The following is a 23,255-nucleotide window of genomic DNA, read 5'->3' as shown; positions in this document are numbered from 1 at the left end:
CGTGGTCGACCCTGGTGGAGCGTGCTTGAGGTTCTCTTGCGTCCGGCTTGACCCCGCCTCAGAACGCCGCGCGGACCTGCTCGGCGGTGAGGCCGTAGTCGGCCAGGTCGTAGTGGTGCCGGGGGGCGCGGGGGCCCTCGCGGGAGCGGCGGTGCTCCTCGGCGACGGCGCTCGCCACGTCGTCGTCCCAGGGCAGGTCGAACGCGTCGTGGACGCCGCGGACGGTGCCGACCGGGTCGCCGACGAGGTCGTCGTACGCCACGTCGACGAACTGCGCGGCGTCGTAGCGGCCGCGAGCCTCGGCGAAGACCTCGGCCTCGCGGCTCAGCGAGGCGAGGACGTCGCGCCCCAGCCTCTCCCCGACGAAGACCTCCGACCAGCCGCGGGTCGTGGTGGCGGCCAGCGAGCACGCCGAGCCCACGCAGGTCACCGGGTCGCGGTGCGTCTGCACCACGAGGGCGTCGGGGAAGACCGCCATCAGGGCGTCGAGGGCGTCGAGGTGGCTCGGGTTCTTCAGCACCCACCGCCGGCCCGGGTCGTTGAGCCCGATGAGCTGGAGGTTGCGCCGGTAGCGCGCGTAGGCCGGGACCCAGTCGGCCTGGCGCAACCAGGCGGCGTACTCCGGCAGGTGCGCGAGCGCCGGGTACGCCGCGGTGGTCAGCGACTGGCGCAGCAGCTGCCAGCACTCCTCGACGGTCTCGGCGCTCATGTAGTGGATGCCGGCGAGCTCGGGGTTCTCGACGTGGTGCTGCTCGAATCCGTCGCGCAGCATCGCGTAGACCGGGTCGGCCTCCCAGGTCTCCCGCGGCGGGCGCGGCTGGGGCAGCTGGGTCAGCCACATCTCCAGGCCCTGCGCGGCGGGGTCGGCGTGCAGCAGCCGCTGCATCATCGTGGTGCCGCTGCGCTGGATCCCGGTGACGAAGACCGGGCGCTCGACCGGGACGGCGGTGTGCCCGGGGTGCTGGGCGAACCCGGCCTCCGACATCAGGCGGGCCGCCAGCGCCCCGCGCAGGAACGAGCGCACCATCGTGTTGCCGACGCCGGTCAGGCCCGCGGAGTGCGCGTAGGAGTGCAGCAGGACCTGCAGCGGCTCGAGGTGCTCGTCGGCCCCGAAGTCGTCGAGGCCGGTCATCCGGGTGGCGGCGTCGTGCAGGTCCTCCAGGCTGCCGACCGAGTCCCGCTCGCGGACCGGGCTCACCGGTGGAACTCCCCGCAGCTCGCGTCGAGGCACACGCCGGTGATCGTGGAGGCCAGCGGGGAGGCCAGCAGGACCGCCGCGTCCGCGATCTGCTCGGCGGTGGCGAGCCGCTTGAGGTCGTTGAGGTCGGCCTTCTCGGCGTAGACGTCGGCGTGGGTGACGCCGCGCTCGGCCGCGAGCCAGTCGAAGTAGGCCTTGTTCACGTCCTCGTAGATGTAGCTCGGCGCCAGCGAGTTGACCCGGATGCCGCGCGGGCCGAGCTCGGTGGCCAGCGACTGCGCCATGTGCAGCATCGCGCCCTTGGTCAGCTTGTACGCCGCGAACTCGGGCTGCGACTGCCAGAGCACGCCGGAGTTGACCATCACGATGTTGCCGTGCGCCTCCGCCAGGGAGTCGGCGAAGACCGAGGCCAGCCGCAGCGGCGCCATCACGTTGACGTCCATCGCGCGGCTGATCCTGCGGTGGTCGACCTGGGTGAGCGGGTCCATCGGGGGCATCCGGAAGGCGTTGGCGAACAGCACGTCCACGCGGCCGAAGGCAGATCGTGTCCGGTCGACAAGATCGCGGCACGCCTCGTCGCTCTCGACGTCGGTGGCGACCGCCAGCGCCTCGTGGCCCGCCTCGCGCAGCCGCTCGACGGCGTCGTCGAGCTTGTGCTGCGTCCGCGAGGCGAGGACGACCCGGGCGCCCTCCTCGGCGCTGCGGGACGCGAGCGCGGCTCCCAGGCCGGGTCCGTAGCCGGCGACCACCACGACGCGGCCGCGCAGCAGCCCGAACGAGCGTGGGGACAGGTCGGTCTCGAGCGCGCTCAACTCAGCATCCGTCCCGCGACCCCGAGCTGGCGCGCCGCGATGCGTGCGGCCCACTCGTCCGGCGTCGCCCGGTTGTGGTCGTGGTGGGGCAGGGCGCCCGCGAGGTCGTCGACGGGCACCTTCTGCAGCGTCGGACCGTCGGCCGCGGCCAGCGGTCCGTCGAGCCGCTGCCAGCGGAACTGGAGGTAGCCGCGGTCGTGACCCAGGCGCTCCACCCAGTTGTGGACGCCGGGGTCGCGCTCGCTGACGACGATGCGGATCATCCCGTCGGGGTCGACCTGGGCCTGCTGGCCGTTGAGCGAGGTCTGGTGGTCGACGTACTCGAGCGAGGTGTACCAGACCGTGCCGAGCTGGAAGCCGAGGTACGGCGCCGTCCCGCGCGGCACGGTGAGCACCAGGGCCTCGTCGTCGGCGAGGTCGTAGTGGCCGACCGACGACCACTGCGACGCCAGGCCTCCCGGCGTCGGGCGCGGCTCGGTCAGGGTGTTCACCGGCTCGTTGAGGTAGAACCACTCGGGGAACGCGAACCACGTCCGGATCCGGCCGAGCAGCATCTTCGCCGCCACGGCGTAGCGCTTCTCGACCGACTCCCGGGTCGGGGGAGCAGCCGGCGAGGTGCCGAGGGTGTCGGCCCGGTGCAGGGTGAGCGACCCGCGCGGCGCGGCCCAGTCGTCGTACACCTCGCGGATCGCCAGCATCGCGGCGGACTCGGGCAGGACGACGTGGTGGGCGCTGGCGTGCGGCGACCCCGCCGGGCCGAGGCTGAGCTCGAAGGTGCCGTCGGCGGCCACGGTGAGCTCACGGTCGTCGAAGGCGGTGGAGCCGTCCGGGGTGGAGCTCGGGGTGTAGTCGCCCCCGAGCACCTGGAAGGACAGGTCGACGGTCCGGCCGCGCACCCCGCGCACGACGTACGTCGCGTCGGGGCGCAGGTTGGCGTGGTGGTAGACGGTGTCGGGGTTGTCGAGGCCCATCTTGGTGTGCTGGTTGGTGCTGTTGACGAGGAAGGGCCGCTCGGGGCGGTAGGACCACGCCATCTGGAGCGAGGCGCGGATCGAGCCCGCGAGGTAGTCCAGGCCCTCGGTCAGGTCCTGCTCGGTCTTCACGAACGGCGCCGAGCGGACGAGCGCCTCGGCCTCGGTCACGGCGGCGTTGAAGCCGGCGGTGCTGCTCGGGCCGCCGGCCGCCGTCACGGGTTCACCTTCGCCACGACGTCCTCGGCGAAGCGCTCGAGGTGCTCGACCTTCTTCTCCAGCGGCTCGGTGTCGGGCCCGACGACGTAGGGCAGGCGGAACCCGACGATGACGTCGGTGACCCCGCGGTCCTCCAGCCGGCGGCAGCCGTCGACGCTGAAGGCGTCCATCGAGATCACGTGGGTCTCGAAGGGACGGTCGGCCACCCCCTCGGCCCGGCGGACCTCGTCGAGCCGGTCGAGCAGGGCGTCGAGCTCCTCGGGCGGACCACCGCCGTGCATCCAGCCGTCGCCGCGCACGGCGGCGCGGCGCAGGGCGGCGTCGGCGTGCCCGCCGACCAGGATCGGGATCGGCTCGGTGGGTGCGGGCGTCATGGTGACCGGCTGGATGTCGTAGAACTCGCCGTGGAACTCGAACTCGCCGCCCGAGGTGAGCCCGCGCACGACGTCGATGCACTCGTCGAAGCGCCTGCCGCGGCGCTCCCAGGGGACGCCCATCACGGAGTAGTCCTCCTGCCAGGGGCTGAGCCCGACGCCGAGGCCGAGCCGGTTCCCGGTCAGGTAGGCGACCGACGAGGCCTGCTTGGCCACGAGCACCGGGGGCCGGATCGGCAGCTTGAGCACGAAGGGGGTGAGACGCAGCGTGGTGGTGACCGCGCCGAGGGTGGCGCAGAGCGTGAGGGTCTCGATGAACTCCTTGCCCTCGAGGAACTCCCGGTTCCCGTCCTCGGTGTAGGGGTACGTCGAGTCGCTGTGCGTGGGGTAGACGAGGCTGTCGGCGACCGTCATGGAGTGGTAGCCGGCCGCCTCCGCAGCCTGGGCCAGGGGCACGTAGTAGGTCGCGTCGGTCATGGCCTCGGCGTAGGTGAACCGCATCCGGCGATACTAGAACGTGTTCCAGTTCGGGGCTAGGGTCGCCCCCATGACCCCCTCGACCGAGTCGCGCGAGCACGGCGAGGGGCTCGGCCTGCTCCTCGACCGGCTCGCGGTCGACGACCTGCTCACGACGTACACGATGGCGGTCGACCAGCACGCCTGGGACCGGCTGGACGACGTCTTCACCCCCGACGCGCTCGTCGACTACACCGCGACCGGCGGGATCGCCGGGCCCTACCCGGAGGTCAAGGCCTGGCTGGCCGCGACCCTGCCGCTGTTCACCGGGATGCAGCACGTGCTCGGGCAGCGGCAGGTCGAGATCGACGGCGACAGCGCCGTGGTCCGCGCCTACTTCACCAACCCGCTGCTCATCGACCGCGAGGGCCGGGCCCCCTGGCGCGCGGACCTCGGCGGCGTCTACGTGCACACCCTGGTGCGCACCCCGGCGGGCTGGCGCAGCCGGCAGCTGGTCGAGGAGCTGCTGTGGCGCGACACCCGTGAGTGACGCCCGGCTGGCCCGCCGCTGGCGTGGTAGGTGACACTGGGCCCATGGCGAAGTACGAGGACGAGCGACCCGGGCGCACGCTGCTCACGGCGGTCGCCGCCATGCTCGGGGTCGCCCTGGTGGTCGGCCTCGTCATCGGCGGGGTCGCGATGGTGGCCCTCAAGGACGTCCTCGGCGGGTCCACCGAGGCCGCGGAGCAGGAGAGCGAGCAGTCGCTCTTCATCCCGAAGTACCGCGCGACCAAGGGGGCCGACGACGACCCGAAGATCCCCGGCGTCCAGACCCCGTCCTCGACCGAGCCCCTGGAGCAGACCAAGGAGCCGACCAAGGCGAAGGTGACGCTGTTCGTGGCGCCCCAGCAGGTCTCGCCCGGCGAGCGCATCAACTTCAACGGCGTCTACGTCGACGGCGAGGGCGCCTCGCTGCAGATCCAGCGCCGGGAGGGTGGCACCTGGACCGACTTCCCGGTGACGGCCAGCGTGCGCGGGGGATCGTTCGAGACCTGGATCCAGACCAGCCGCACCGGCGAGCAGGTGTTCCGGGTCTTCGACGTCGCCGAGGAGCGCGGCTCCAACACGGTCACCGTGACGGTCGGCTGAGCCCGTCCAGCACCGCCCGGGCGTACGCCGCCTCGGGGCTCACGTCGAGGTAGCGCTGCTCGTCCGCGCCGCGTCGCACCGTCACGGCGTACCCGGGCGGGGCCTGCTCGGGTCCGAGGTCCGGCGAGGCGACCACCGCCAGGCTCACGAGGTCCTCGCCGAGCTGCTCGCGCAGCTGGTGCTCCAGCGGCAGCCACACGGCCTCGTCGACCTCGATGCTGTCGAGGGCCCACTCGGTGGTGCCGTTGAAGGCCAGCACCGGGCCGACCGCGGTCTGCACGACCTCCACGACCATGTCGCTGACCACGAAGACGGTGTCGTCCAGGTCGCGGTCGGGTACGACGAAGTGGTCGCCCGGTCGGGGGTCCCAGCGGAGCCCGCGGGCGCGCCGGGCCCGGGCGAGGGCGAGGCCGAGCTCGAGGTCGATCACCGCCCCAGTATTCCCGCGGACCCTGACCGGGCCCTGTCGGACACCTCACAGGAGTTGAGTTGAACGGACTCAACTCTTTTGACACACTCGAGGAAGCGGCCCGTCGAGGGCCCGCTGAGAGGCCCGGACCCGGGCCCCCCGAACCCCATCCGTCACCACGGAACCCACGCACGGAGGTAGGACACATGGCACGAGCGGTCGGTATCGACCTGGGCACCACCAACTCGGTCGTCGCAGTGCTCGAGGGCGGCGAGCCCACCGTCATCGCGAACGCGGAGGGTGCGCGGACGACCCCGTCCGTCGTCGCCTTCGCCAAGAACGGCGAGGTCCTCGTCGGTGAGGTCGCCAAGCGGCAGGCCGTCACCAACGTCGACCGCACCATCCGTTCGGTGAAGCGTCACATGGGCACCGACTGGTCCCAGAAGATCGACGACAAGGACTTCACCTCCCAGCAGATCTCGGCGTTCGTGCTGCAGAAGCTCAAGCGCGACGCGGAGGCCTACCTGGGCGAGACGGTCACCGACGCGGTCATCACCGTGCCGGCGTACTTCTCCGACGCTCAGCGCCAGGCCACCAAGGAGGCCGGCGAGATCGCGGGCCTGACGGTGTCGCGCATCGTCAACGAGCCCACCGCGGCCGCCCTGGCCTACGGCCTCGACAAGGGCGACGACCAGATGATCCTCGTCTTCGACCTCGGTGGCGGCACGTTCGACGTGTCCCTGCTCGAGATCGGTGAGGGCGTCATCGAGGTCAAGGCGACCTCCGGTGACAACCACCTCGGCGGCGACGACTGGGACCTGCGCCTGGTCGAGTGGATGGTCAAGAAGTTCAAGGACAACAACGGCGTCGACCTCGCGAAGGACAAGATCGCCAAGCAGCGCCTCCAGGAGGCCGCGGAGAAGGCGAAGATCGAGCTCTCGTCGTCGACCGAGACCACCATCCACCTGCCCTACATCACGCACGGCGAGAACGGCCCGCTGCACTTCGAGGAGCGCCTCAGCCGCTCGGAGTTCCAGAAGCTGACCGCCGACCTGCTCGAGCGCACCAAGGCGCCGTTCCGCTCGGTCATCAAGGACGCGGGCGTCGACGTCGCCAAGATCGACCACGTGGTCCTCGTCGGCGGCTCGACCCGCATGCCGGCCGTGGCCGACGTCGTCCGCGAGCTGACCGGCGGCAAGGAGCCCAACAAGGGCGTCAACCCCGACGAGGTCGTCGCGGTGGGCGCCGCCCTCCAGGCCGGCGTCCTCAAGGGCGAGGTCAAGGACGTGCTGCTGCTCGACGTGACCCCGCTGTCGCTGGGCATCGAGACCAAGGGCGGGGTGATGACCAAGCTCATCGAGCGCAACACCACCATCCCGACCAAGAAGTCCGAGGTGTTCACCACCGCCGACGACAACCAGCCCTCGGTGATGATCCAGGTCTTCCAGGGCGAGCGTCAGATGGCGGCGCAGAACCAGCCGCTCGGCAACTTCGAGCTGACCGGGCTGCCGCCGGCACCCCGCGGCGTCCCGCAGATCGAGGTCACCTTCGACATCGACGCCAACGGCATCGTGCAGGTCTCGGCGAAGGACCGCGGCACCGGTCGCGAGCAGAAGATGACGATCACCGGCGGCTCCGCGCTGTCGAAGGACGACATCGACCGCATGGTCCGCGAGGCCGAGCAGTACGCCGAGGAGGACGCCAAGCGTCGCGAGACCGTCGAGGTCCGCAACCAGGCCGAGACCCTGGCCTACTCGACCGAGAAGTTCCTCTCCGAGAACGAGGAGAAGATCCCCGAGGACGTCCGGACCGAGGTCCAGGGCGACATCGAGGCCCTCAAGAAGGCGCTCGAGGACACCTCCGACACGGCGGGCGACGAGATCGCCGCGGCGGCCGCCAAGCTCGGCGAGTCCAGCCAGAAGATGGGCGCGGCGATGTACGCCGCCGGCGAGGCCGACCAGGCCGCGTCCGGAGCCGGCGACGCCGGCACCGGTGACGCCGACGACGACGTGGTCGACGCCGAGATCGTCGACGACGAGGAGGAGAACAAGTGACCCAGTTCCCCGACGAGGGACAGGTCGCCTTCGACCCCGAGACCGTCGACGAGACGGCCTCGGGGTCGGCCCCCGGGGCCGCCGCCGAGGACCTCGCCCCCGAGGTCGCCGACGGTGCCGCCTCCGACGCGGCGCTGGCCGGTGAGGCGCCGGGGACCGGCGCCGCCGCGGGCGACGCGGGCGACGCGGCGACGGCCCCCGGGTCCGCGGCCTCGGAGACCGAGGTCCGCGCGGCGGAGCTGACCGCCGACCTGCAGCGGGTCCAGGCCGAGTTCCTCAACTACAAGCGGCGGGTCGACCGCGACCGCGAGCTGGTCAAGCAGAACGCCACCTTCACGGTGCTGTCCGCCCTGCTGCCCGTCCTCGACGACGTCGACCGGGCCCGCGAGCACGGCGAGCTCAGCGGCGGCTTCAAGGCCGTCGCCGAGGCGCTCGAGCGGGTGGTCGCCGGCCAGGGGCTCGACAAGTTCGGCACGCCGGGCGACGCCTTCGACCCCCGGCTGCACGAGGCCCTCATGCACGGCCTGTCCAGCGAGGTCGACACGACCACGTGCGACAAGATCGTGCAGGCGGGCTACCGCATCGGGGAGCGCGTGGTGCGTCCCGCGATGGTGACCGTGGTCGACCCGGACCCGTCCGGGGCGGCCGCGCCGCAGGACTCCGAGCCCGCTCCCGAGCAGCAGGGCTGAGCGGGACGGAGGACCTGCACGACAGCAGCAACCAGCACGACGACGACCGGGGAGGTGAGCGATGACCAACGCCGACTGGGCCACCAAGGACTTCTACCAGGTCCTCGGTGTGGCCAAGGACGCGCCGGCGGCCGAGATCAAGAAGGCCTACCGCAAGCTCGCCCGGGAGAACCACCCGGACTCCCACCCTGGGGACACCGCTGCCGAGGACCGCTTCAAGGCCGTGGCCGAGGCCTACGACGTCGTGGGCGACACCACCAAGCGCGCCGAGTACGACCAGACCCGGTCGATGTTCGGCGGCGGCGGAGGGTGGAGCCCCGGTCCCGGCGGCGGGTACGGCGACGGCGTCCCGTTCGACATCAACGACCTGTTCGGGGCGGGGGCCGGCGGGGCCGGGGGCGGCTTCTCCGACGTGCTCGGCGACGTCTTCGGTCGGGCCGGCGCCCAGCGGGGCACGGGGCGGCGTACCCGGGCGTCGGCGCGACGCGGGGCCGACCTCGAGACCTCCACCACGATCGGGTTCACCGACGCCGTCGACGGCGTCACCGTCTCGCTGCGACTGGCCTCCGACGCCCCGTGCGAGGCCTGCCGCGGCACCGGCGCCAAGGCCGGCACCGTGCCGCGGATGTGCCCCGACTGCCAGGGTGCGGGCATGCGCGCCGCCTCGGCCGGGGGCGCCTTCACGCTCAACGAGACCTGCCCGACCTGCCGCGGACGCGGCATGGTCGTCGACGACCCCTGCCCGGTCTGCCGGGGCGCGGGACGGGGGCTCTCGGACCGCTCGGTCCAGGCCCGCATCCCCGCCGGGGTCAAGGACGGCCAGCGGATCCGCCTGCGCGGCAAGGGCGCGCGCGGTGAGAACGGCGGTCCCGCCGGCGACCTCTTCGTCGTCGTCCACGTCCAGCCGCACCGGCTCTTCGCACGCACCGGCGACAACCTCACGCTCACGGTGCCCATCGGCTTCGACGAGGCCGTGCTCGGGGCCGAGGTCAAGGTGCCGACGCTCACCGGCCCCGTGACGGTGAAGGTGCCGCCGGGGACGCCCAGCGGCCGCACCTTCCGGGTGCGCGGTCGCGGCGTGCCGCGCCGCGACGGCCTCAAGGGCGACCTGCTGGTCACCGTCGAGGTGCAGGTGCCCGCCTCCCCGAGCGACGAGGTCCGTGCCGCGGCCGAGGCCTACCGGGAGGCGACCGCGGGCTCGGACCTGCGCGGCCGGCTCTTCGAGGCCACCGGTCCCACGGGCTCGTCCGGGGGCGGCGGCGATGCCTGAGCGGGAGCGGCGGCGCGGTCCTGCGCCCGCCCCGCCGGCGCCGGACGTCCCCGTCTACGTCATCTCCGTCGCCGCCGAGCTGACCGGTCTGCACCCGCAGACGTTGCGCACCTACGACCGGCTCGGCCTGGTCTCGCCCGGTCGGAGCGGGGGCGGCGGTCGGCGCTACTCCTGGCGCGACATCGAGCTGCTGCGCGAGGTCGCGGAGCTGACCGCGGCCGGCATCGGGCTCGAGGGCGTGCGCCGCATCCTCCAGCTCGAGGCGATGCTCGCGGGGCTCCAGGACCGCCTGCGTCAGCGCGAGGACGAGGTGGCCGCGCTGCGCTACGCCCTGCAGACGGCGCGAGCCGACCGGGGGAGCGCGGCCAACCTGCCCGCGGTGCTCGGCACCGACCCCGGGCGCTCCGTGGTCGTCTGGCGTCGCGGTCCGTCGAACCCGTGAGGAATCGTGGCATTTGCCGCTATCATCGCTCCGGGCTCCCCGGGGGACGGGGCGCCCCCCGCGCGTGGTGGCGCGACGCCGAGATGAGGGGGTGACCCGTGACAGTCGTTCTGGCAGAGGACGACGTCGACATCCGCGACCTCGTGCAGCTCGTCCTCGAGGGACTCGACCTCGAGGTCACGGCCGTCGGGAACGGCGAGGAGGCCCTCGCCGCCTGCCGCCGCGTCACGCCGCGCCTGCTGCTGCTCGACATCACGATGCCCGGGATGAGCGGGCTCGAGGTCTGCCGCGCGATCCGCGCCGACGAGAAGCTCGCCGACCTGCCCATCATCTTGATGACGGCACGGGCCCAGGCCTCGGACGTCACGGCCGGCATGGAGGCCGGGGCGGACACCTACATCATCAAGCCCTTCGGGCCCATCGAGCTGCGCGAGCACGTCGAGGCGATCCTCGGCACCTGAGCGGCACCTGCATCACCTGGGCAGCACCCGCGGGGCCGCTCAGACCTCCTCGAGCAGCGGCAGCCGGATCGTGAACGTGCTGCCCCGGCCGGGAGCCGACTCGATGTCGATGCTGCCGTCGTGGCCGTTGACGATCGTGGCCGCGATCGACAGCCCGAGCCCCGCGCCCTGGATGGCCTGGGTCTGGGCCTCGCTGCCGCGGAAGAAGCGGTCGAAGAGCTGCTCCTGGTCCTCGGACTCGATGCCGATGCCGGTGTCGGTCACGCTGAACACCGCCTCCCCGGCCTCGGCGGCGAGCCGCACGACGATCTGCTCGCCGGGGTTGGAGAACTTGACCGCGTTGGAGAGCAGGTTCTCGAAGGCCCGCTCGAGCTTGTCGGCGTCGCCGGCCACCAGCACCGGCTCGGTGGACACCCGCTGCTCCAGCGCGAGGTCGCGCGCCGGCAGCAGCGGCAGCGTCGACTCGACCGCCAGGGCCAGCGGCTCGCGCGCGTCGAGGGGGACCCGGGTGAAGCCGAAGCTGCCGACCTCGATCTGCGACATCGCCAGCATGTCCTCGATGAGGCCCATGAGCCGCCGGCCGTTGCGCTCGATGCGGCCGACCACCTGGCGCTGGATGGCCGGCAGGTCCGAGGCGTCCTGGCCCATGAGCAGCTGGGAGTAGCCCAGGATGCTCGTGATCGGGGTGCGCAGCTCGTGGCTGACGGTGGAGAGGAAGTCGTTCTTCGTCTGGTCCAGCTGGGCGAGGCGGTCGACCACGAGCTTCTCCGAGGCCAGCGCCTCCTTGACCTCCCGCTCCTGCTGGCGCCGCTCGGTCACGTCCTCGGCCACGGCGAGGTAGCCGGCCGGCGTGCCGTTGGCGGCGTACCGGCGGCTCAGCGCGACCGACACGGTCAGCCGGGCGCCGTCGGCACGCAGGAAGCCCCAGTCCTGCACCACCGTGCCGTCGGAGGCGTCGAGGACGGGGTCGACGACCTCGCGCAGCGGTGCCTCGCCGGACGGGCCGGTGCCGTCCTCGGCGAACGTGAGCAGGGGCTCGGGGCCGGGGGTGACGACCACGCGGGCGCGGCCCAGCAGGGCGGAGGCCTGGTAGCCGGAGAGGTGCTGCGCGCCGACGTTGACGTACTCCACCCGCCCGTCGAGGCCGATGCCGACGATCGCGGTCGCGGTGGTGGCGGCGAGGATGGCGTCGAGCTCCTCGTGGCTGCGGGTGACCTCCGCGAGGGCCAGCAGCCGCTGGGCCTTGATGAGGGCCAGGGGCAGGGTGACCAGCGCGGAGGCGAGCAGGTGCGCCTGCAGCAGGGTCCCGGCCAGCTCGGGAGGCTGGCCGGCGTCCCGGATGGCGTCGAGGTAGGGACCGCCCCGCGTGGTGGTCAGCACCGCCACGGCGCCGCCGGCCACCAGCAGCTGCAGCGCCGTCACCCAGGGCTCGGCCCGCAGCGCGCCCCACACGAGGATCGGGTAGATCAGGAACACCAGGGGCAGCCCCTGGGTGCCGAAGAAGACCGCGCCGACCACCAGCGTGAGGGTGGCCCACTGCACGAGCACCTCCGCGGGGCCCGCGGCGTGCTCGCGGTCCCGCGGCAGCCGCATCGAGAGCGGGACGATCAGCAGCATGGAGGCGAGGTGGGAGGCCAGGACCGCGCGGCCGGTGACCAGGGCGTCGCCGTCCTGGAGCAGGCCGATGGTGGCGCCCGCGAGCACGGCCCCGAGGGCGGACGCGAAGGCGCAGGCGACGAAGAGCCGGATGAAGTCCTCGACCGACTCGAGCCGCGGGCGGTCGTCGTCGGGCCGGTCGGCCGGGAGGCCGGTCGCGCTCAGCGCGGGTCCCGGCGACCCGTGACCGGTGACCGGGGGCTCGTCGCGGGCCTGGGCGAGCAGCCAGAAGGCGAGCCCGGCCTCGGCCGCGTTGGCCATGGCGAACCCGGCGGAGACCTGGAGGTCGCGACCGCCGAGCAGGTTCGCGAGCACGGTGACCAGGAAGACCCCGCCCAGGGTGGCCGGACGCCAGCGCCGCGAGCTGAGGATCAGCGCGACGACGGAGAGGCCGGAGTTGGGCCAGTACGCCGCCACCGAGCTCCCGGGCGGGGCGAAGCGCACGGCCATCTGGCCGAAGACGACCTCGAGGGCCAGCACCGCGAGCACGACGAGCCCGAGGACCCGGTGACGCCCGAGGCGCCGGACCCACGTCACTGTCGCCGTTGCCTCGCCCACGAGCCCTTCCCGGGATCCGTTTGTCGGACCAAACCTAGGGCGTCCGGGCCCTCGCTCACGAGTTTCGCAGGAAATCGAGGGTTGAGTGGAACAGACTCAACTTCGGGCGGGTTGCACTGGTCGAGGAGTCAGGACGCCCCCGACCCCTCCAGGCACCGACGCACGACGCACACCCGAAGGACATCCGATGGACAGCTCGAAGTTCACCACCCGCACCCAGGAGGCCATCGCCGCGGCGATCTCCGGGGCGTCCACCGCCGGCAACACCCAGGTCGAGGCCGTGCACCTGCTGGCCGCCCTGCTCGCGCAGCCGGACAACCTGACCCGCCCGCTCCTCGCCGGCGCCGGGGTCGACGCCGCCGCGGTCGAGGCCGCCACGAAGGCCCAGGTGTCACGGCTCCCGGCCGCCTCGGGCTCGACGGTCAGCGGTCCGTCGTACGCCCGCGCGGTGCTGCAGGTGCTCACCACCGCCCAGACGGTGGCCGCCGAGCTGAAGGACGAGTACGCCGCCGCCGAGCACGTCCTCGTCGCGCTCGCGACCGTCGAGTCGCCCGCCCGCACCCTGCTGGTCGAGGCCGGGGCGACCCCCGAGGCGCTGCGCGGGGCGTTGCCGCAGGTCCGTCCCGGACGCGTGACGAGCCCCGACCCGGAGGGCACCTACGAGGCGCTCGAGAAGTACGCCGTCGACCTCACCCAGCGCGCCAACGACGGGCTCATCGACCCGGTCATCGGCCGCGACGAGGAGATCCGACGCGTCGTGCAGGTGCTCTCGCGGCGCACCAAGAACAACCCGGTGCTCATCGGTGAGCCCGGCGTCGGCAAGACCGCCGTCGTCGAGGGCCTCGCGCAGCGCATCGTCGACGGCGACGTGCCCGACTCGCTCAAGGGCCGTCGGCTGCTGTCGCTCGACCTGAGCGCGATGATCGCCGGCGCGAAGTACCGCGGCGAGTTCGAGGAGCGGCTCAAGGCCGTGCTCAACGAGATCAAGGAGTCGGCCGGCCAGGTCATCACCTTCATCGACGAGCTCCACACCGTTGTCGGGGCCGGCGCCGGCGGCGACTCGGCCATGGACGCCGGCAACATGCTCAAGCCGATGCTGGCGCGCGGCGAGCTGCGGATGATCGGCGCCACCACGCTCGACGAGTACCGCGAGCGCATCGAGAAGGACCCCGCGCTCGAGCGCCGCTTCCAGCAGGTCTTCGTGGGCGAGCCCTCGGTGGAGGACACCGTGGCCATCCTGCGCGGGCTGCAGGAGAAGTACGAGGCGCACCACGGGGTCAAGATCACCGACGCCGCGCTGGTCGCGGCCGCGATGCTGTCCGACCGCTACATCACCGGGCGCAACCTGCCCGACAAGGCGATCGACCTCGTCGACGAGGCGGGCTCGCGGCTGCGGATGGAGATCGAGTCGTCGCCCGTCGAGCTCGACCAGCTGCGGCGTGCCGTCGACCGGATGCTGATGGAGGAGCTGGCGCTCGCGCGCGAGTCCGACGAGGCGTCCAAGGACCGGCTGCAGCGGCTGCGCGCCGACCTCGCCGACCGGCAGGAGGAGCTCCGCGTGATGGAGCTGCGCTGGGAGCGGGAGAAGGCCGGGCTGGAGGGCGCCGGCGAGCTGCGCAAGCAGCGCGACGAGCTGCGCTCGACCTACGAGCGGCTCGTGCGCGAGGGTGACCTCGAGGGCGCCAGCCGCATCCAGTACGGCGAGATCCCCGCGCTGGAGAAGCGGATCGCCGAGGTCGAGCACGCCGGGTCCGAGGGGGACGACGCGGCCGAGCCGATGGTGCACGAGGAGGTCGGGCCCGAGGAGATCGCCGACGTCGTCGAGGCCTGGACCGGCATCCCGACCGGCCGGCTGCTCGAGGGCGAGACGGCCAAGCTGCTGCGCATGGAGGACGTCATCGGCGAGCGGCTGATCGGCCAGCGGGCCGCGGTCACGGCCGTCTCCGACGCCGTACGCCGGTCGCGGGCCGGCATCGCCGACCCCGACCGGCCCACCGGGTCGTTCCTGTTCCTCGGCCCCACCGGCGTCGGCAAGACCGAGCTGGCCAAGGCGCTGGCCGACTTCCTCTTCGACGACGACCGGGCGATCGTGCGCATCGACATGAGCGAGTACTCCGAGAAGCACGCGGTGGCGCGCCTCGTCGGTGCACCGCCCGGCTACGTGGGCTACGAGGAGGGCGGCCAGCTGACCGAGGCGGTGCGGCGCCGGCCCTACGCGGTGGTGCTGCTCGACGAGGTCGAGAAGGCCCACCCCGAGGTCTTCGACATCCTGCTCCAGGTGCTCGACGACGGCCGGCTCACCGACGGGCAGGGCCGCACCGTCGACTTCCGCAACGTGGTGCTGATCCTGACGTCGAACCTCGGCTCGGCGTACCTCGTCGACCCGACGGTCGACGCCGAGGCCAAGCGCGAGCAGGTCATGGCGGTGGTGCGGCAGAGCTTCAAGCCGGAGTTCCTCAACCGGCTGGACGAGGTCGTGATGTTCGACGCGCTGACCCGCGACGAGCTGACCCACATCGTCGACCTGCAGGTGGCGCTGCTGGCGAAGCGTCTGCAGGTCCGGCGGATCGGCCTCGACGTCACCCCGGCGGCCCTCGAGTGGCTCGGGCGCACCGGCTACGACCCGGCGTACGGCGCGCGCCCGCTGCGGCGGCTCGTGCAGAGCGCGATCGGCGACCCGCTGGCGCGGATGCTGCTCTCGGGCGAGGTGCTCGACGGCAGCACGGTCCGCGTCGACCTCGAGGGCGACGGGCTCGCGCTGTCGACCGCCCCCACGGGCGGCTGAGGACCGGCCGAGCGCCACACGACCGTCCGGACGGGCAGCTCCCCCTCCCGCCGGCCCGGATCGGCCACGGGAGGGCAGAGCTGCCCGTTCGGGCGTGCGCCCTGCGGCCCGGATGAGCAGAATCCCCGGTGGCGGGCGGTCGGCTCGCCCATCATCGGAGCATGTCCCGTGACCGGTCGTCGAGAACCCTCCCGGCCCTGCCCGCCGTGCTGCCGTTCCTGCTGGTCGTCGTCGTCGGCCTGCTGCTCGGCCGTCGGGGTCGTCGTCGGGACGGCCAGGCGCCGCGGCCGGGCGTCGTACCGACTCCGATGCCGGTCGCGGCGGCGCCCTTCGAGCCGTTGCCGCGGGTCGCGCATGATGGAGCCGTGAGCGGGACCGGAGCGACGTCAGCGGCGGACCCGGCCTCCCCACGCCCTGTGCCGGACAGCCCCGACGACGCCACGCGCGGCGACGACCCCGCTCGAGCCCCGCGCCGCCGTCGCCGCTGGGTGCCGTCGAGCCTGCGGACCGTCCTCGGGCTCGTGCTCGTGGCCTCGGGGCTCGGCGTGCTGGGCTGGGTCGGCTGGCAGTACTACGGCACCGACTTCGTCGCCCGCCAGGCCCAGCAGGCGCTGGTGCAGCGCACCGAGGAGGCCTGGGAGGCCCAGGCCGCCGGCGACGGGCCGCAGGCGCCGCTCGAGGTCGGGGCCGCCGAGGCGCTCATCCAGATCCCGCGCTTCGGCGACGACTACGTGATGCCGGTGCAGACCGGCGTCGGTGACGACGTCCTCGCCGAGGGGTTCGGCCACTTCGAGGGCGCCGCCGCCCCGGGCGAGCGGGGCAACTACGCCCTGGCCGCCCACCGGGTCACCCACGGCGAGCCGTTGCGCAAGATGCCCGAGCTGCGCCCCGGCGACGAGGTGGTCGTGACGACCCGCGACGCGGTCCACACCTACGTGATGGACACCGACCCCAACGACCTCGTCATCGGCTTCGAGAACGTGTGGGTCGTCGACCCGCAGCCGCGCAACCCCGACGGCGGTGTCGGTCCGGCGTCCGGCGAGGACCGGCTCATCACGCTGACCACCTGCGCCGAGCTGTTCCACACCGACACCCGCATGATCGCCTTCGGCCACCTGGTCTCGTCCGAGCCCCGCTGACCCGACGGCCCCACGTCGTCAACGACGTACGGACGGTGGGGAGCTGGGCTGGGGCGTCCCCACGTCGTCAACGACGTACGGCGAGCGTCCTGGTGTCGTGAACGACACCAGGACGCCCGACTGCACTCAGATCGAGGCGTCCGTCCAGACCGTCTGGACGACCTCGACGCCGCGGTCGCGGGTGATGAGCTGGCCACGCCCCGAGACGCCCGGGCGGGGCTTCGTGGTGCCGATGAGCGGGCCCTCGTCGGGGCTGCCGGAGAGCAGCAGACCCGGCATGGCGAGGTCGCGCAGCGACTGGATGACGGGCTCGTAGAGCGCACGCGCCGCGCCACCGGAGCGCCGGGCCACCGCGAGGTGCAGGCCGACGTCGCGGGCCTGGGCGAGCAGCGGCACCAGCGGTGCCATCGGCGAGCTGGACTGGGTGGAGACGAGGTCGTAGTCGTCGATGACCACGAACACCTCCGCCCCGGTCCACCACGAGCGGTTGCGCAGCTGCTCGGGCGTGACGTCGGGGCCGGGCAGCCGACCCTCGAGGTACTGCGCGAGCTCGGCGATCGCCGGCTGGGCCTGGGTGGCGCTGGTCAGGTAGTGCAGGGCGTAGTCCTCGGGCACCTCGCCCAGCAGCGACCGGCGGTAGTCGACGACGACCACCTGGGCCTCCTCGGCGGTGCGCGTGCGCATCACCTCGGACAGGTAGGCCCGCAGCAGGGCGCTCTTGCCCGAGCGGCTGTCGCCGAAGGTCAGCAGGTGCGGCTCGCGCTCGACGTCGAGGCCCACCGGGGCCAGGTCCTTCTCGTCGATGGCGAGGTAGAGCCGGCGGTCGGTGGTGAGGTCGCGCTGACGCCCGACCTGCTCGTGCACCTGCGCCAGCTCGATCTTCTCGGGCAGCAGGCGCAGTTTCGGGCCCTGCTCGCCGCGCCACGCCTTGCGGGAGCGCTCGACCAGGTCCTCGACGCCGGTGCCCGTGGTGTTGCCGTCGGGCTCGCCGTCGATGCGGGGCAGGGCGGCGAGGAAGTGCAGCTTGGCCGGGACCAGACCGCGGCCGGGCCGGCCGTTGGGCACCAGCTGGGCGACCTTGCGGTCGATCTCGGAGTCCATCGGGTCACCGAGACGCAGCTCGAGCCGGGTGCCGAGGACGTCGCGGGTGGCAGCGCGGAAGTCGGCCCACCGGGCAGCGCCGGCCACGATGTGCAGGCCGAAGGTGAGGCCGCGCTGGGCGAGCGACTGCAGCGCCATCTCCAGCTCGTCGAAGTCCGAGCGCAGCGTGCTCCAGCCGTCGACGAACAGGAACACGTCGCCGTACCCGTCGTCGGCGCGGCCCTGGGCGCGGCGTGAGCGGTAGGTCTCGATCGAGTCGATGCCCTGGGAGCGGAAGTAGCGCTCGCGCTTGTCCACGATGCCGAGCACCTCGGCGTAGATGCGGCGCACGACGTCCGGCTCGGAGCGGGTGGCGACACCGGCGACGTGCGGCAGGTCGATCAGCGGCGCGAAGGTGCCGCCGCCGAAGTCGAGGACGTAGAACTGGGTCTCGGCCGGGGTGGTGGTCAGCGCGAGGCTGGTCAGCACCGTGCGCAGCAGCGTGCTCTTGCCGCTGCGGGGCCCGCCGACGACGGCGACGTGCCCGCCGGCTCCGGTGAGGTTCACCGTCAGGGTGTCGCGGCGCTGCTCGCGCGGCCGGTCCACCGTCCCGAGCGGTACGACGAGCCCGCCGCGTCCGCGCCACGACGGCGAGACCAGTCCGAGCTCGGGGTCCTCGGTGAGGTCCGGCATGAGCTCGTCGAGGGTGTCGGGCACGTCCAGCGGCGGCAGCCACACCTTGTGGGCGCCGGGGCCGTGCCCCTCCATGCGGTCGACGGCGATGTCGAGCAGGGAGCGGTGGTCGGCCGCCTCCTCCGAGCCGCTGCGGACCTCGACGACCTGGTCCTCGGGCTCGTCCTGGTGCGGGGCGAGGACGTGGCCGAGCGAGAAGGGCATCACGGTCTGGAGGCCGCCCGAGGAGCGGTTCACGGTGCCCCGGCCGACGCGCGGCGGCGGACCGGAGACGTAGGCGGCCTTGAACTTCAGCAGCGTGGACTGGTCGGGCTTGAGGTAGCCCAGGCCCGGCACCGACGGCAGCTCGTAGGCGTCCGGCACCCCGAGGACGGCCCGCGACTCCGACGCGGAGAAGGTGCGCAGGCCGATGCGGTAGGACAGGTGGCTCTCGAGGCCGCGCAGGCGACCCTCCTCGAGCCGCTGAGAGGCCAGCAGCAGGTGGATGCCGAGCGAGCGGCCGAGGCGGCCGATGGCGACGAAGAGGTCGATGAACTCGGGCTTGGCCGACAGCATCTCGGAGAACTCGTCGACGACGATGAACAGGCTCGGCAGCGGGTCGAGCTCGGCCTCGCCGCTGGTGCGCGCCTTCTCGTAGTCCTTGAGCGAGGCGTAGTTGCCGGAGATGCGCAGCAGCTCCTGGCGGCGCACCATCTCGCCCGACAGCGCGTCCTGCATGCGGTCGACGAGGGTGAGCTCGTTCTCGAGGTTGGTGATGACGGCCGAGACGTGGGGCATCTCGGAGAGCCCGGCGAAGGTCGCGCCGCCCTTGAAGTCGACGAGGACCATGTTGAGGACCTCGCTGGAGTGGGTCATCGCGAGACCGAGCACCAGGGTGCGGAGGAACTCCGACTTGCCGGAGCCGGTGGCGCCGATCACGAGGCCGTGCGGACCCATGCCCTGCTGGGCGGACTCCTTGATGTCGAGGAGCACCGGGCCGCCGCTGTCGCCGATGCCGACGGGCACGCGCAGCCGGTCGCGCTGGGGCCGGGTCTGCCACGCGGCGTCGAGGTCGAAGGTCCGGACGTCGGCCAGGCCGAGCAGGTCGGGCAGCTCGGGGGCACGGCTGAGCGAGTCCTCGCGGGCCGGGCCCTGGACGGTGTGGAGGGGGGCCAGGCGGCGGGCGAAGGCCTCGGCGCTGGCGAGGTCCATCTGGTCGCCGAGGGCGCGGAAGGGGTCGCGGTAGACCTGGATGCCGGTGAGCGGCACGGTGCCGTCCTCGGTTGCCTCGCCCTCGAGGTGCAGGCGGAGCCGGGTGGGGTCGGAGAGCTCGCCCCACTGCTCGGGCAGGTCGAGCACGGTGACGCCGTGGACGCCCTCGTCGGGGATCAGGTGGTTGCCGGGCGGCAGGGAGCCGCCGTCGACCACGAGCAGCAGGTGCGGCGTGGCCGCGGCTCCGGCCGCGCCGAAGCGCGGACGGTCGACGAGGTCCTTGGGCAGCATCGCGGCGAGGTCGTCGAGGCTGTCGCAGACCATGCGGCTGGGGCCGATGGCGTCGGCGTCCTCGGTGCTCTGCGCGTGGGGGAGCCACTTGGCCCACTCCCACGCGGCGACGCTCTGGTCGTTGGTCAGCACCGCGACGATCATCTCGTCGGGACGGTGGGCGGCGGCGGCGGAGCAGACCATGGCGCGCGCCAGCCCGCGGGCCGGGCCCTCGTCGCCGGTGACCTCGATGCGGCTGAAGGCCTGCATGTCGACCTTGGCCGGCAGGTCGGGCTGGTTGCGGTGCACGACGAGCAGCCGGTGCAGGGCCGAGGCGGCGACCGGGTCGAGCTGCTCGACGGGCGCGGTCTCCGGCGGCACGAGACGCAGGGCCAGGGCCTGGGGGCTGCGGCCGTAGCGCGTGAGCAGGAAGTCCTCGTGGTCGGGACCGCGCTCCCACAGGCGCTGGCGCTCCTCGGCCAGGGCGGGCAGCGCGGCGGGTGCGGGGTGGTGCCACAGCAGCGTGCGGCGCTGCTGGTCGGCCGCCTCGCGGACGACCTTGCGGACGCCGGCGAGGTACTGCAGGTACTCGCGGCGGGCGCCGCCGATCTTGGCGCTGCGCTGCTTGCGCTGGCGGTCGATCTGCACGCCGATGAAGCCCAGCGTGGCGACGAGGAACATGCCGGCGGCGATCATGCTCTTGCCGCCCGGCTGCGCCGCGGAGATGAAGACGATGGAGCCCACGCTGCCGAGCATCGGGAGCGCCATCATCAGGGCACCGCCGGCGCCCTCGTTGGGGGCGAGCTCGGGGGGTGCCTGCAGCACCAGCTCCCCGTCGGGCATCGTCGGCGGGTCGAGCCGGCTGCCGTGGCTGAGCGTGGTGGACAAGCGTGGACCTCCCCGTAGGACGTGCGCCGTGGCCCGCGCGGGAAGCAGGGGCGTCCCGGCGGATGCGGGGCGCATCGTGCCGACTCTTCGCAACCCGGACACAGTGGACTCCAGGTTCGTGCACGATGGTAGGACGCAAACCTGACGTCCGCGCCCGCTTCGTCCCATCGGACGGGCGGCGGGGACCGGCTGACGCAGGTGGTGGCCGGCCGTCGGGGCCCGGCGACCGGCGGCTCGACGGACGGAACATCGGCGGATCGACGAAGGTGGACGAGTGAAGGACGGGGGTGCGGGGTGAGCACCGATGCCCAGGCGGTGGCACGGTCCTCGGTCCGGGTGACGGTGGTCGGCCCGGACGGGACGGCGGACCTGGTCGTCCCGTGGTGGATGACCGCGACCGAGCTGACCGACGAGTACGCCGCGTACGTCGGCTCGTCGCGACCGGCCGGAGCGGGCCTCGTCACGGCCTCGGGGCACCCGCTGGATGCCGACCAGGAGCTCCAGCAGCTCGGCGTGGAGCACGGCGACGTGCTGATCGTGGCCGACGGCGGCGTGACCCCCGCCGCCCCGCAGACGCCCGGCGTGGGCACACCGGGACCGCGTCCCGACGCCCCGGTGGTCCTGACGACCACGGGAGCCGGTGCCGGCGGAGCCGGAGGACGCGCGGGCCGCGCGGCGAGCACGCGCGCCCGTGACCGCTCGGGCGACCCCGCCCCCGCTGACCCGTCCCGGCCCGGGGCCTCCGCGGTCCCGGCCCCCACAGAGGCGGAGCGAGCAGGCGCCGCCGACGCACGCCGCGCACGCCGTACGGGCGTGACGTCCGGTGCGACGCTGGGGATGGGCGCCGTCTGTGCCGTCGGCTCGGCCGCCGTGGTGGCCGTGCAGGGATCGGCGTCCCAGCGACTGGGCTGCGCCGCGTTCTTCGTCCTCGCCGCGCTGGCCACGGCCTTCCCGCTGCGCACCTCGCAGATCGGGGGTCGACTGCGGGCGGCCGCCAGCCCTGCCTTCGCCGCGGCGGCAGGCTTCACGGCCGGCTACTCCGACGAGACGGGCGGGCTGCTCCTCGGCCTCGCGGTGGCGGCACTGTGCGCCACCGGCGCCGCGGCCGTCGCCCGTGCCTGGCTGAGCCAGGAGGAGGAGGAGCTGACCGACGTCGCGCTCGTCGTCGGCGCCACGCTGAGCGGGCTCACGCTCCTGCTCCTGCTGCTCGGGTCGTCGGTGCTCTCGCTGCTCGCGATCGCGTACGGCGCCGCGGTGGTCGCCGCGCGCCTGCTGCCCTACCTCGTCGTGGACGTGCCGGACGAGGCGCTGCTCGACCTCGACCGGCTGCAGAACACGGCGTGGTCGGCCCGTGAGCAACCACGGGGCAGCCGGCGCAAGAGGGTCATCGTGCGTCCCGACGGGGTGGCCGCGGTGGTCCGTCGGGGTCAGCGGCTGATGACGTCGGGCACCGTGGTCATCAGCGCCGTGGTCGTCGTCGGGGGCGCGCTCCTGGTCCGCGACGCGGAGCTCGACGTGCTCGGTGTCTCGCGCGTGGCCATGGTGCTGCTGGGGGCGGCGGCCCTCGCGCTCGTGGCCCGCTCGGTCCGCGCCCGCGTGCCGCGGCTCGCGCTCCGGCTGAGTGCCGGCGTCGTCGCGGCCTGGACCGGGCTCACGCTGCTCGACGTGGGTGACCCCCGCGCCACCTGGTGGATCTTCGCGGTCGGCGGCGCGCTGGGCGCCCTCACCGTCTCGGTCGGGCTGGCCCTCGGGCAGGGCTGGCGCTCGGTGTGGTGGGCCCGGCTGGCCGACGTCTGCGAGGCGCTCGCGGTGGTCCTCGTCGTCGCCGCGGTGCCACTGGCCTCGGGCATCTTCGGCGCCGTGCGCTCGCTGGTGTCGTGACCCCGCCCGACACATGACGCGTCAACCGTCCCCGCAGCGTTTCGGGTGCCGCCGGCGCGGGAATCTAGGACGTGCGGCACTGTGATTTGTCCAGATCGGGACTTTCGATTTAGGGTCAAATCGCCGCCCTGGACGGGATTCCAGGGTTAACTGATAGAGGAACGCGAGTCGCCTGCCGACCGGCTGGGGACAAGTCTCGATCGTGGCACCGGACACGCCACGGCGGGGGATCGACAAGGAGGCTGGCCACATGGCTGGAGAGGTTTCAAAGCAGGATCAGTCACTCACCAAGGGTGCTCAGATGGTCTCGTCGGCACGTGGCGACCTGGACCAGCAGCTGGGCAGCCTGCGGGGCAAGCTCGCCGGCATCGGCGCCCAGTGGCGCGGAGCGGGCTCGAGCGCCTTCCAGCAGGTGATGACGCGCTGGGACGAGGACGCCCGCAAGATCACGTCGGCGCTCAACGAGTTCGAGGCGAACCTGCGCTCGTCCGAGCAGGTCTACAACGCCAACGACGAGTCGCAGTCCTCGACCTTCTCGAAGCTGTCCGGCCGCCTCGGCTGACCGGCTCCGACACCCACCCGACTTTTCACACACGCACGAGGGGAAACA

The 23,255-nt window shown here is 73.0% G+C and carries 18 protein-coding genes; 11 read left to right on the top strand and 7 right to left on the bottom strand.

Annotated features, from left to right (window positions below; genetic code table 11):
- Positions 1–58: 58 nt before the first annotated feature.
- The 4 genes from G7072_RS16505 to G7072_RS16490 are packed head-to-tail and all read right to left on the bottom strand — an operon-like array spanning position 59 to position 4,075.
- Positions 59–1,198, bottom strand: coding sequence for a sulfotransferase (locus G7072_RS16505; RefSeq protein ID WP_206063185.1), 1,140 nt, complete (start codon positions 1,196–1,198; stop codon positions 59–61).
- A complete protein-coding gene (locus G7072_RS16500) occupies positions 1,195–2,010 on the bottom strand; it encodes an SDR family oxidoreductase (protein ID WP_240917002.1) in 816 nt (271 codons plus the stop codon). Before G7072_RS16500 ends, G7072_RS16505 begins: the two co-directional genes overlap by 4 nt.
- Positions 2,007–3,200: a hypothetical protein gene (locus G7072_RS16495; RefSeq protein ID WP_166088293.1), complete on the bottom strand. Its 1,194-nt coding sequence runs from the start codon at positions 3,198–3,200 to the stop codon at positions 2,007–2,009. The genes G7072_RS16500 and G7072_RS16495 overlap by 4 nt, the downstream gene beginning before the upstream one ends.
- A complete protein-coding gene (locus G7072_RS16490; RefSeq protein WP_166088291.1) occupies positions 3,197–4,075 on the bottom strand; it encodes a TIGR03619 family F420-dependent LLM class oxidoreductase in 879 nt (292 codons plus the stop codon). Before G7072_RS16490 ends, G7072_RS16495 begins: the two co-directional genes overlap by 4 nt.
- A 46-nt stretch (positions 4,076–4,121) precedes the next feature.
- On the opposite strand from G7072_RS16490, the gene G7072_RS16485 reads away from it, so the two are divergent.
- Both G7072_RS16485 and G7072_RS16480 read left to right on the top strand, forming a co-directional pair.
- A complete protein-coding gene (locus tag G7072_RS16485) occupies positions 4,122–4,580 on the top strand; it encodes a nuclear transport factor 2 family protein (protein ID WP_166088288.1) in 459 nt (152 codons plus the stop codon).
- A 44-nt stretch (positions 4,581–4,624) separates the two neighbouring features.
- Positions 4,625–5,179 (top strand): flagellar biosynthetic protein FliQ, encoded by a 555-nt coding sequence (locus tag G7072_RS16480; protein WP_166088286.1) that lies wholly within the window; start codon positions 4,625–4,627, stop codon positions 5,177–5,179.
- On the opposite strand, the gene G7072_RS16475 is transcribed toward G7072_RS16480, so the two are convergent.
- Complete coding sequence (locus tag G7072_RS16475; protein WP_206063184.1) at positions 5,160–5,609, bottom strand: pilus assembly protein CpaE; 450 nt, start codon at positions 5,607–5,609, stop codon at positions 5,160–5,162. The genes G7072_RS16480 and G7072_RS16475 overlap by 20 nt on opposite strands.
- Positions 5,610–5,794: 185 nt before the next feature.
- On the opposite strand from G7072_RS16475, the gene dnaK reads away from it, so the two are divergent.
- The 5 genes from dnaK (at position 5,795) to G7072_RS16450 (ending at position 10,504) form a co-directional block, all read left to right on the top strand.
- Entirely contained in the window at positions 5,795–7,642 is a 1,848-nt protein-coding gene (gene dnaK / locus G7072_RS16470) for a molecular chaperone DnaK (RefSeq protein ID WP_166088284.1), read from the top strand.
- The gene (gene grpE / locus G7072_RS16465) at positions 7,639–8,331 is read left to right on the top strand and encodes a nucleotide exchange factor GrpE (RefSeq protein WP_206063183.1); all 693 of its coding nucleotides are present in this window, start codon (positions 7,639–7,641) and stop codon (positions 8,329–8,331) included. Before dnaK ends, grpE begins: the two co-directional genes overlap by 4 nt.
- A 61-nt stretch (positions 8,332–8,392) precedes the next feature.
- Positions 8,393–9,601, top strand: a complete 1,209-nt coding sequence (dnaJ, locus tag G7072_RS16460) for a molecular chaperone DnaJ (protein WP_166088282.1) — start codon at positions 8,393–8,395, stop codon at positions 9,599–9,601.
- On the top strand, positions 9,594–10,043 hold the full coding sequence (locus tag G7072_RS16455; protein WP_166088280.1) for a MerR family transcriptional regulator: 450 nt from the start codon (positions 9,594–9,596) through the stop codon (positions 10,041–10,043). Before dnaJ ends, G7072_RS16455 begins: the two co-directional genes overlap by 8 nt.
- A 98-nt stretch (positions 10,044–10,141) precedes the next feature.
- The gene (locus G7072_RS16450) at positions 10,142–10,504 is read left to right on the top strand and encodes a response regulator (RefSeq protein ID WP_166088278.1); all 363 of its coding nucleotides are present in this window, start codon (positions 10,142–10,144) and stop codon (positions 10,502–10,504) included.
- A gap of 39 nt (positions 10,505–10,543) precedes the next feature.
- Here G7072_RS16450 and G7072_RS16445 read toward each other — a convergent pair whose 3' ends face one another.
- The gene (locus tag G7072_RS16445) at positions 10,544–12,697 is read right to left on the bottom strand and encodes an ATP-binding protein (RefSeq protein WP_166088276.1); all 2,154 of its coding nucleotides are present in this window, start codon (positions 12,695–12,697) and stop codon (positions 10,544–10,546) included.
- Between the two features lie 208 nt (positions 12,698–12,905).
- Here G7072_RS16445 and clpB point away from each other — a divergent pair, with 208 nt between their 5' ends.
- Both clpB and G7072_RS16435 read left to right on the top strand, forming a co-directional pair.
- Positions 12,906–15,503: an ATP-dependent chaperone ClpB gene (gene clpB, locus G7072_RS16440; protein WP_166088274.1), complete on the top strand. Its 2,598-nt coding sequence runs from the start codon at positions 12,906–12,908 to the stop codon at positions 15,501–15,503.
- Between the two features lie 161 nt (positions 15,504–15,664).
- Complete coding sequence (locus tag G7072_RS16435) at positions 15,665–16,642, top strand: class E sortase (protein ID WP_240917001.1); 978 nt, start codon at positions 15,665–15,667, stop codon at positions 16,640–16,642.
- Positions 16,643–16,768: 126 nt separating this feature from the next.
- Here G7072_RS16435 and eccCa read toward each other — a convergent pair whose 3' ends face one another.
- Entirely contained in the window at positions 16,769–20,764 is a 3,996-nt protein-coding gene (gene eccCa / locus G7072_RS16430) for a type VII secretion protein EccCa (protein WP_240917000.1), read from the bottom strand.
- 294 nt (positions 20,765–21,058) lie between these two features.
- Here eccCa and G7072_RS16425 point away from each other — a divergent pair, with 294 nt between their 5' ends.
- Complete coding sequence (locus G7072_RS16425) at positions 21,059–22,645, top strand: EsaB/YukD family protein (protein WP_166088270.1); 1,587 nt, start codon at positions 21,059–21,061, stop codon at positions 22,643–22,645.
- A gap of 250 nt (positions 22,646–22,895) precedes the next feature.
- Positions 22,896–23,207: a WXG100 family type VII secretion target gene (locus G7072_RS16420; RefSeq protein WP_166088268.1), complete on the top strand. Its 312-nt coding sequence runs from the start codon at positions 22,896–22,898 to the stop codon at positions 23,205–23,207.
- Positions 23,208–23,255 lie beyond the last annotated feature (48 nt).

Origin of the sequence: Nocardioides sp. HDW12B (assembly GCF_011299595.1) — a bacterium.
Taxonomy (GTDB): Bacteria; Actinomycetota; Actinomycetes; order Propionibacteriales; family Nocardioidaceae; genus Marmoricola_A.
Note: the sequence above shows the minus strand (reverse complement) of the source record. Positions and strands in the feature narration are given on the sequence as shown.

Coding starts and splice junctions, on each gene's coding strand:
- G7072_RS16455 (WP_166088280.1), top strand. CDS start 9,594: ATGCCTGAGCGGGAGCGGCGGCGCGGTCCTGCGCCCGCCCCGCCGGCG.
- dnaK (WP_166088284.1), top strand. CDS start 5,795: ATGGCACGAGCGGTCGGTATCGACCTGGGCACCACCAACTCGGTCGTC.
- G7072_RS16480 (WP_166088286.1), top strand. CDS start 4,625: ATGGCGAAGTACGAGGACGAGCGACCCGGGCGCACGCTGCTCACGGCG.
- G7072_RS16420 (WP_166088268.1), top strand. CDS start 22,896: ATGGCTGGAGAGGTTTCAAAGCAGGATCAGTCACTCACCAAGGGTGCT.
- clpB (WP_166088274.1), top strand. CDS start 12,906: ATGGACAGCTCGAAGTTCACCACCCGCACCCAGGAGGCCATCGCCGCG.
- G7072_RS16490 (WP_166088291.1), bottom strand. CDS start 4,075: ATGCGGTTCACCTACGCCGAGGCCATGACCGACGCGACCTACTACGTG.
- G7072_RS16435 (WP_240917001.1), top strand. CDS start 15,665: ATGTCCCGTGACCGGTCGTCGAGAACCCTCCCGGCCCTGCCCGCCGTG.
- dnaJ (WP_166088282.1), top strand. CDS start 8,393: ATGACCAACGCCGACTGGGCCACCAAGGACTTCTACCAGGTCCTCGGT.
- G7072_RS16485 (WP_166088288.1), top strand. CDS start 4,122: ATGACCCCCTCGACCGAGTCGCGCGAGCACGGCGAGGGGCTCGGCCTG.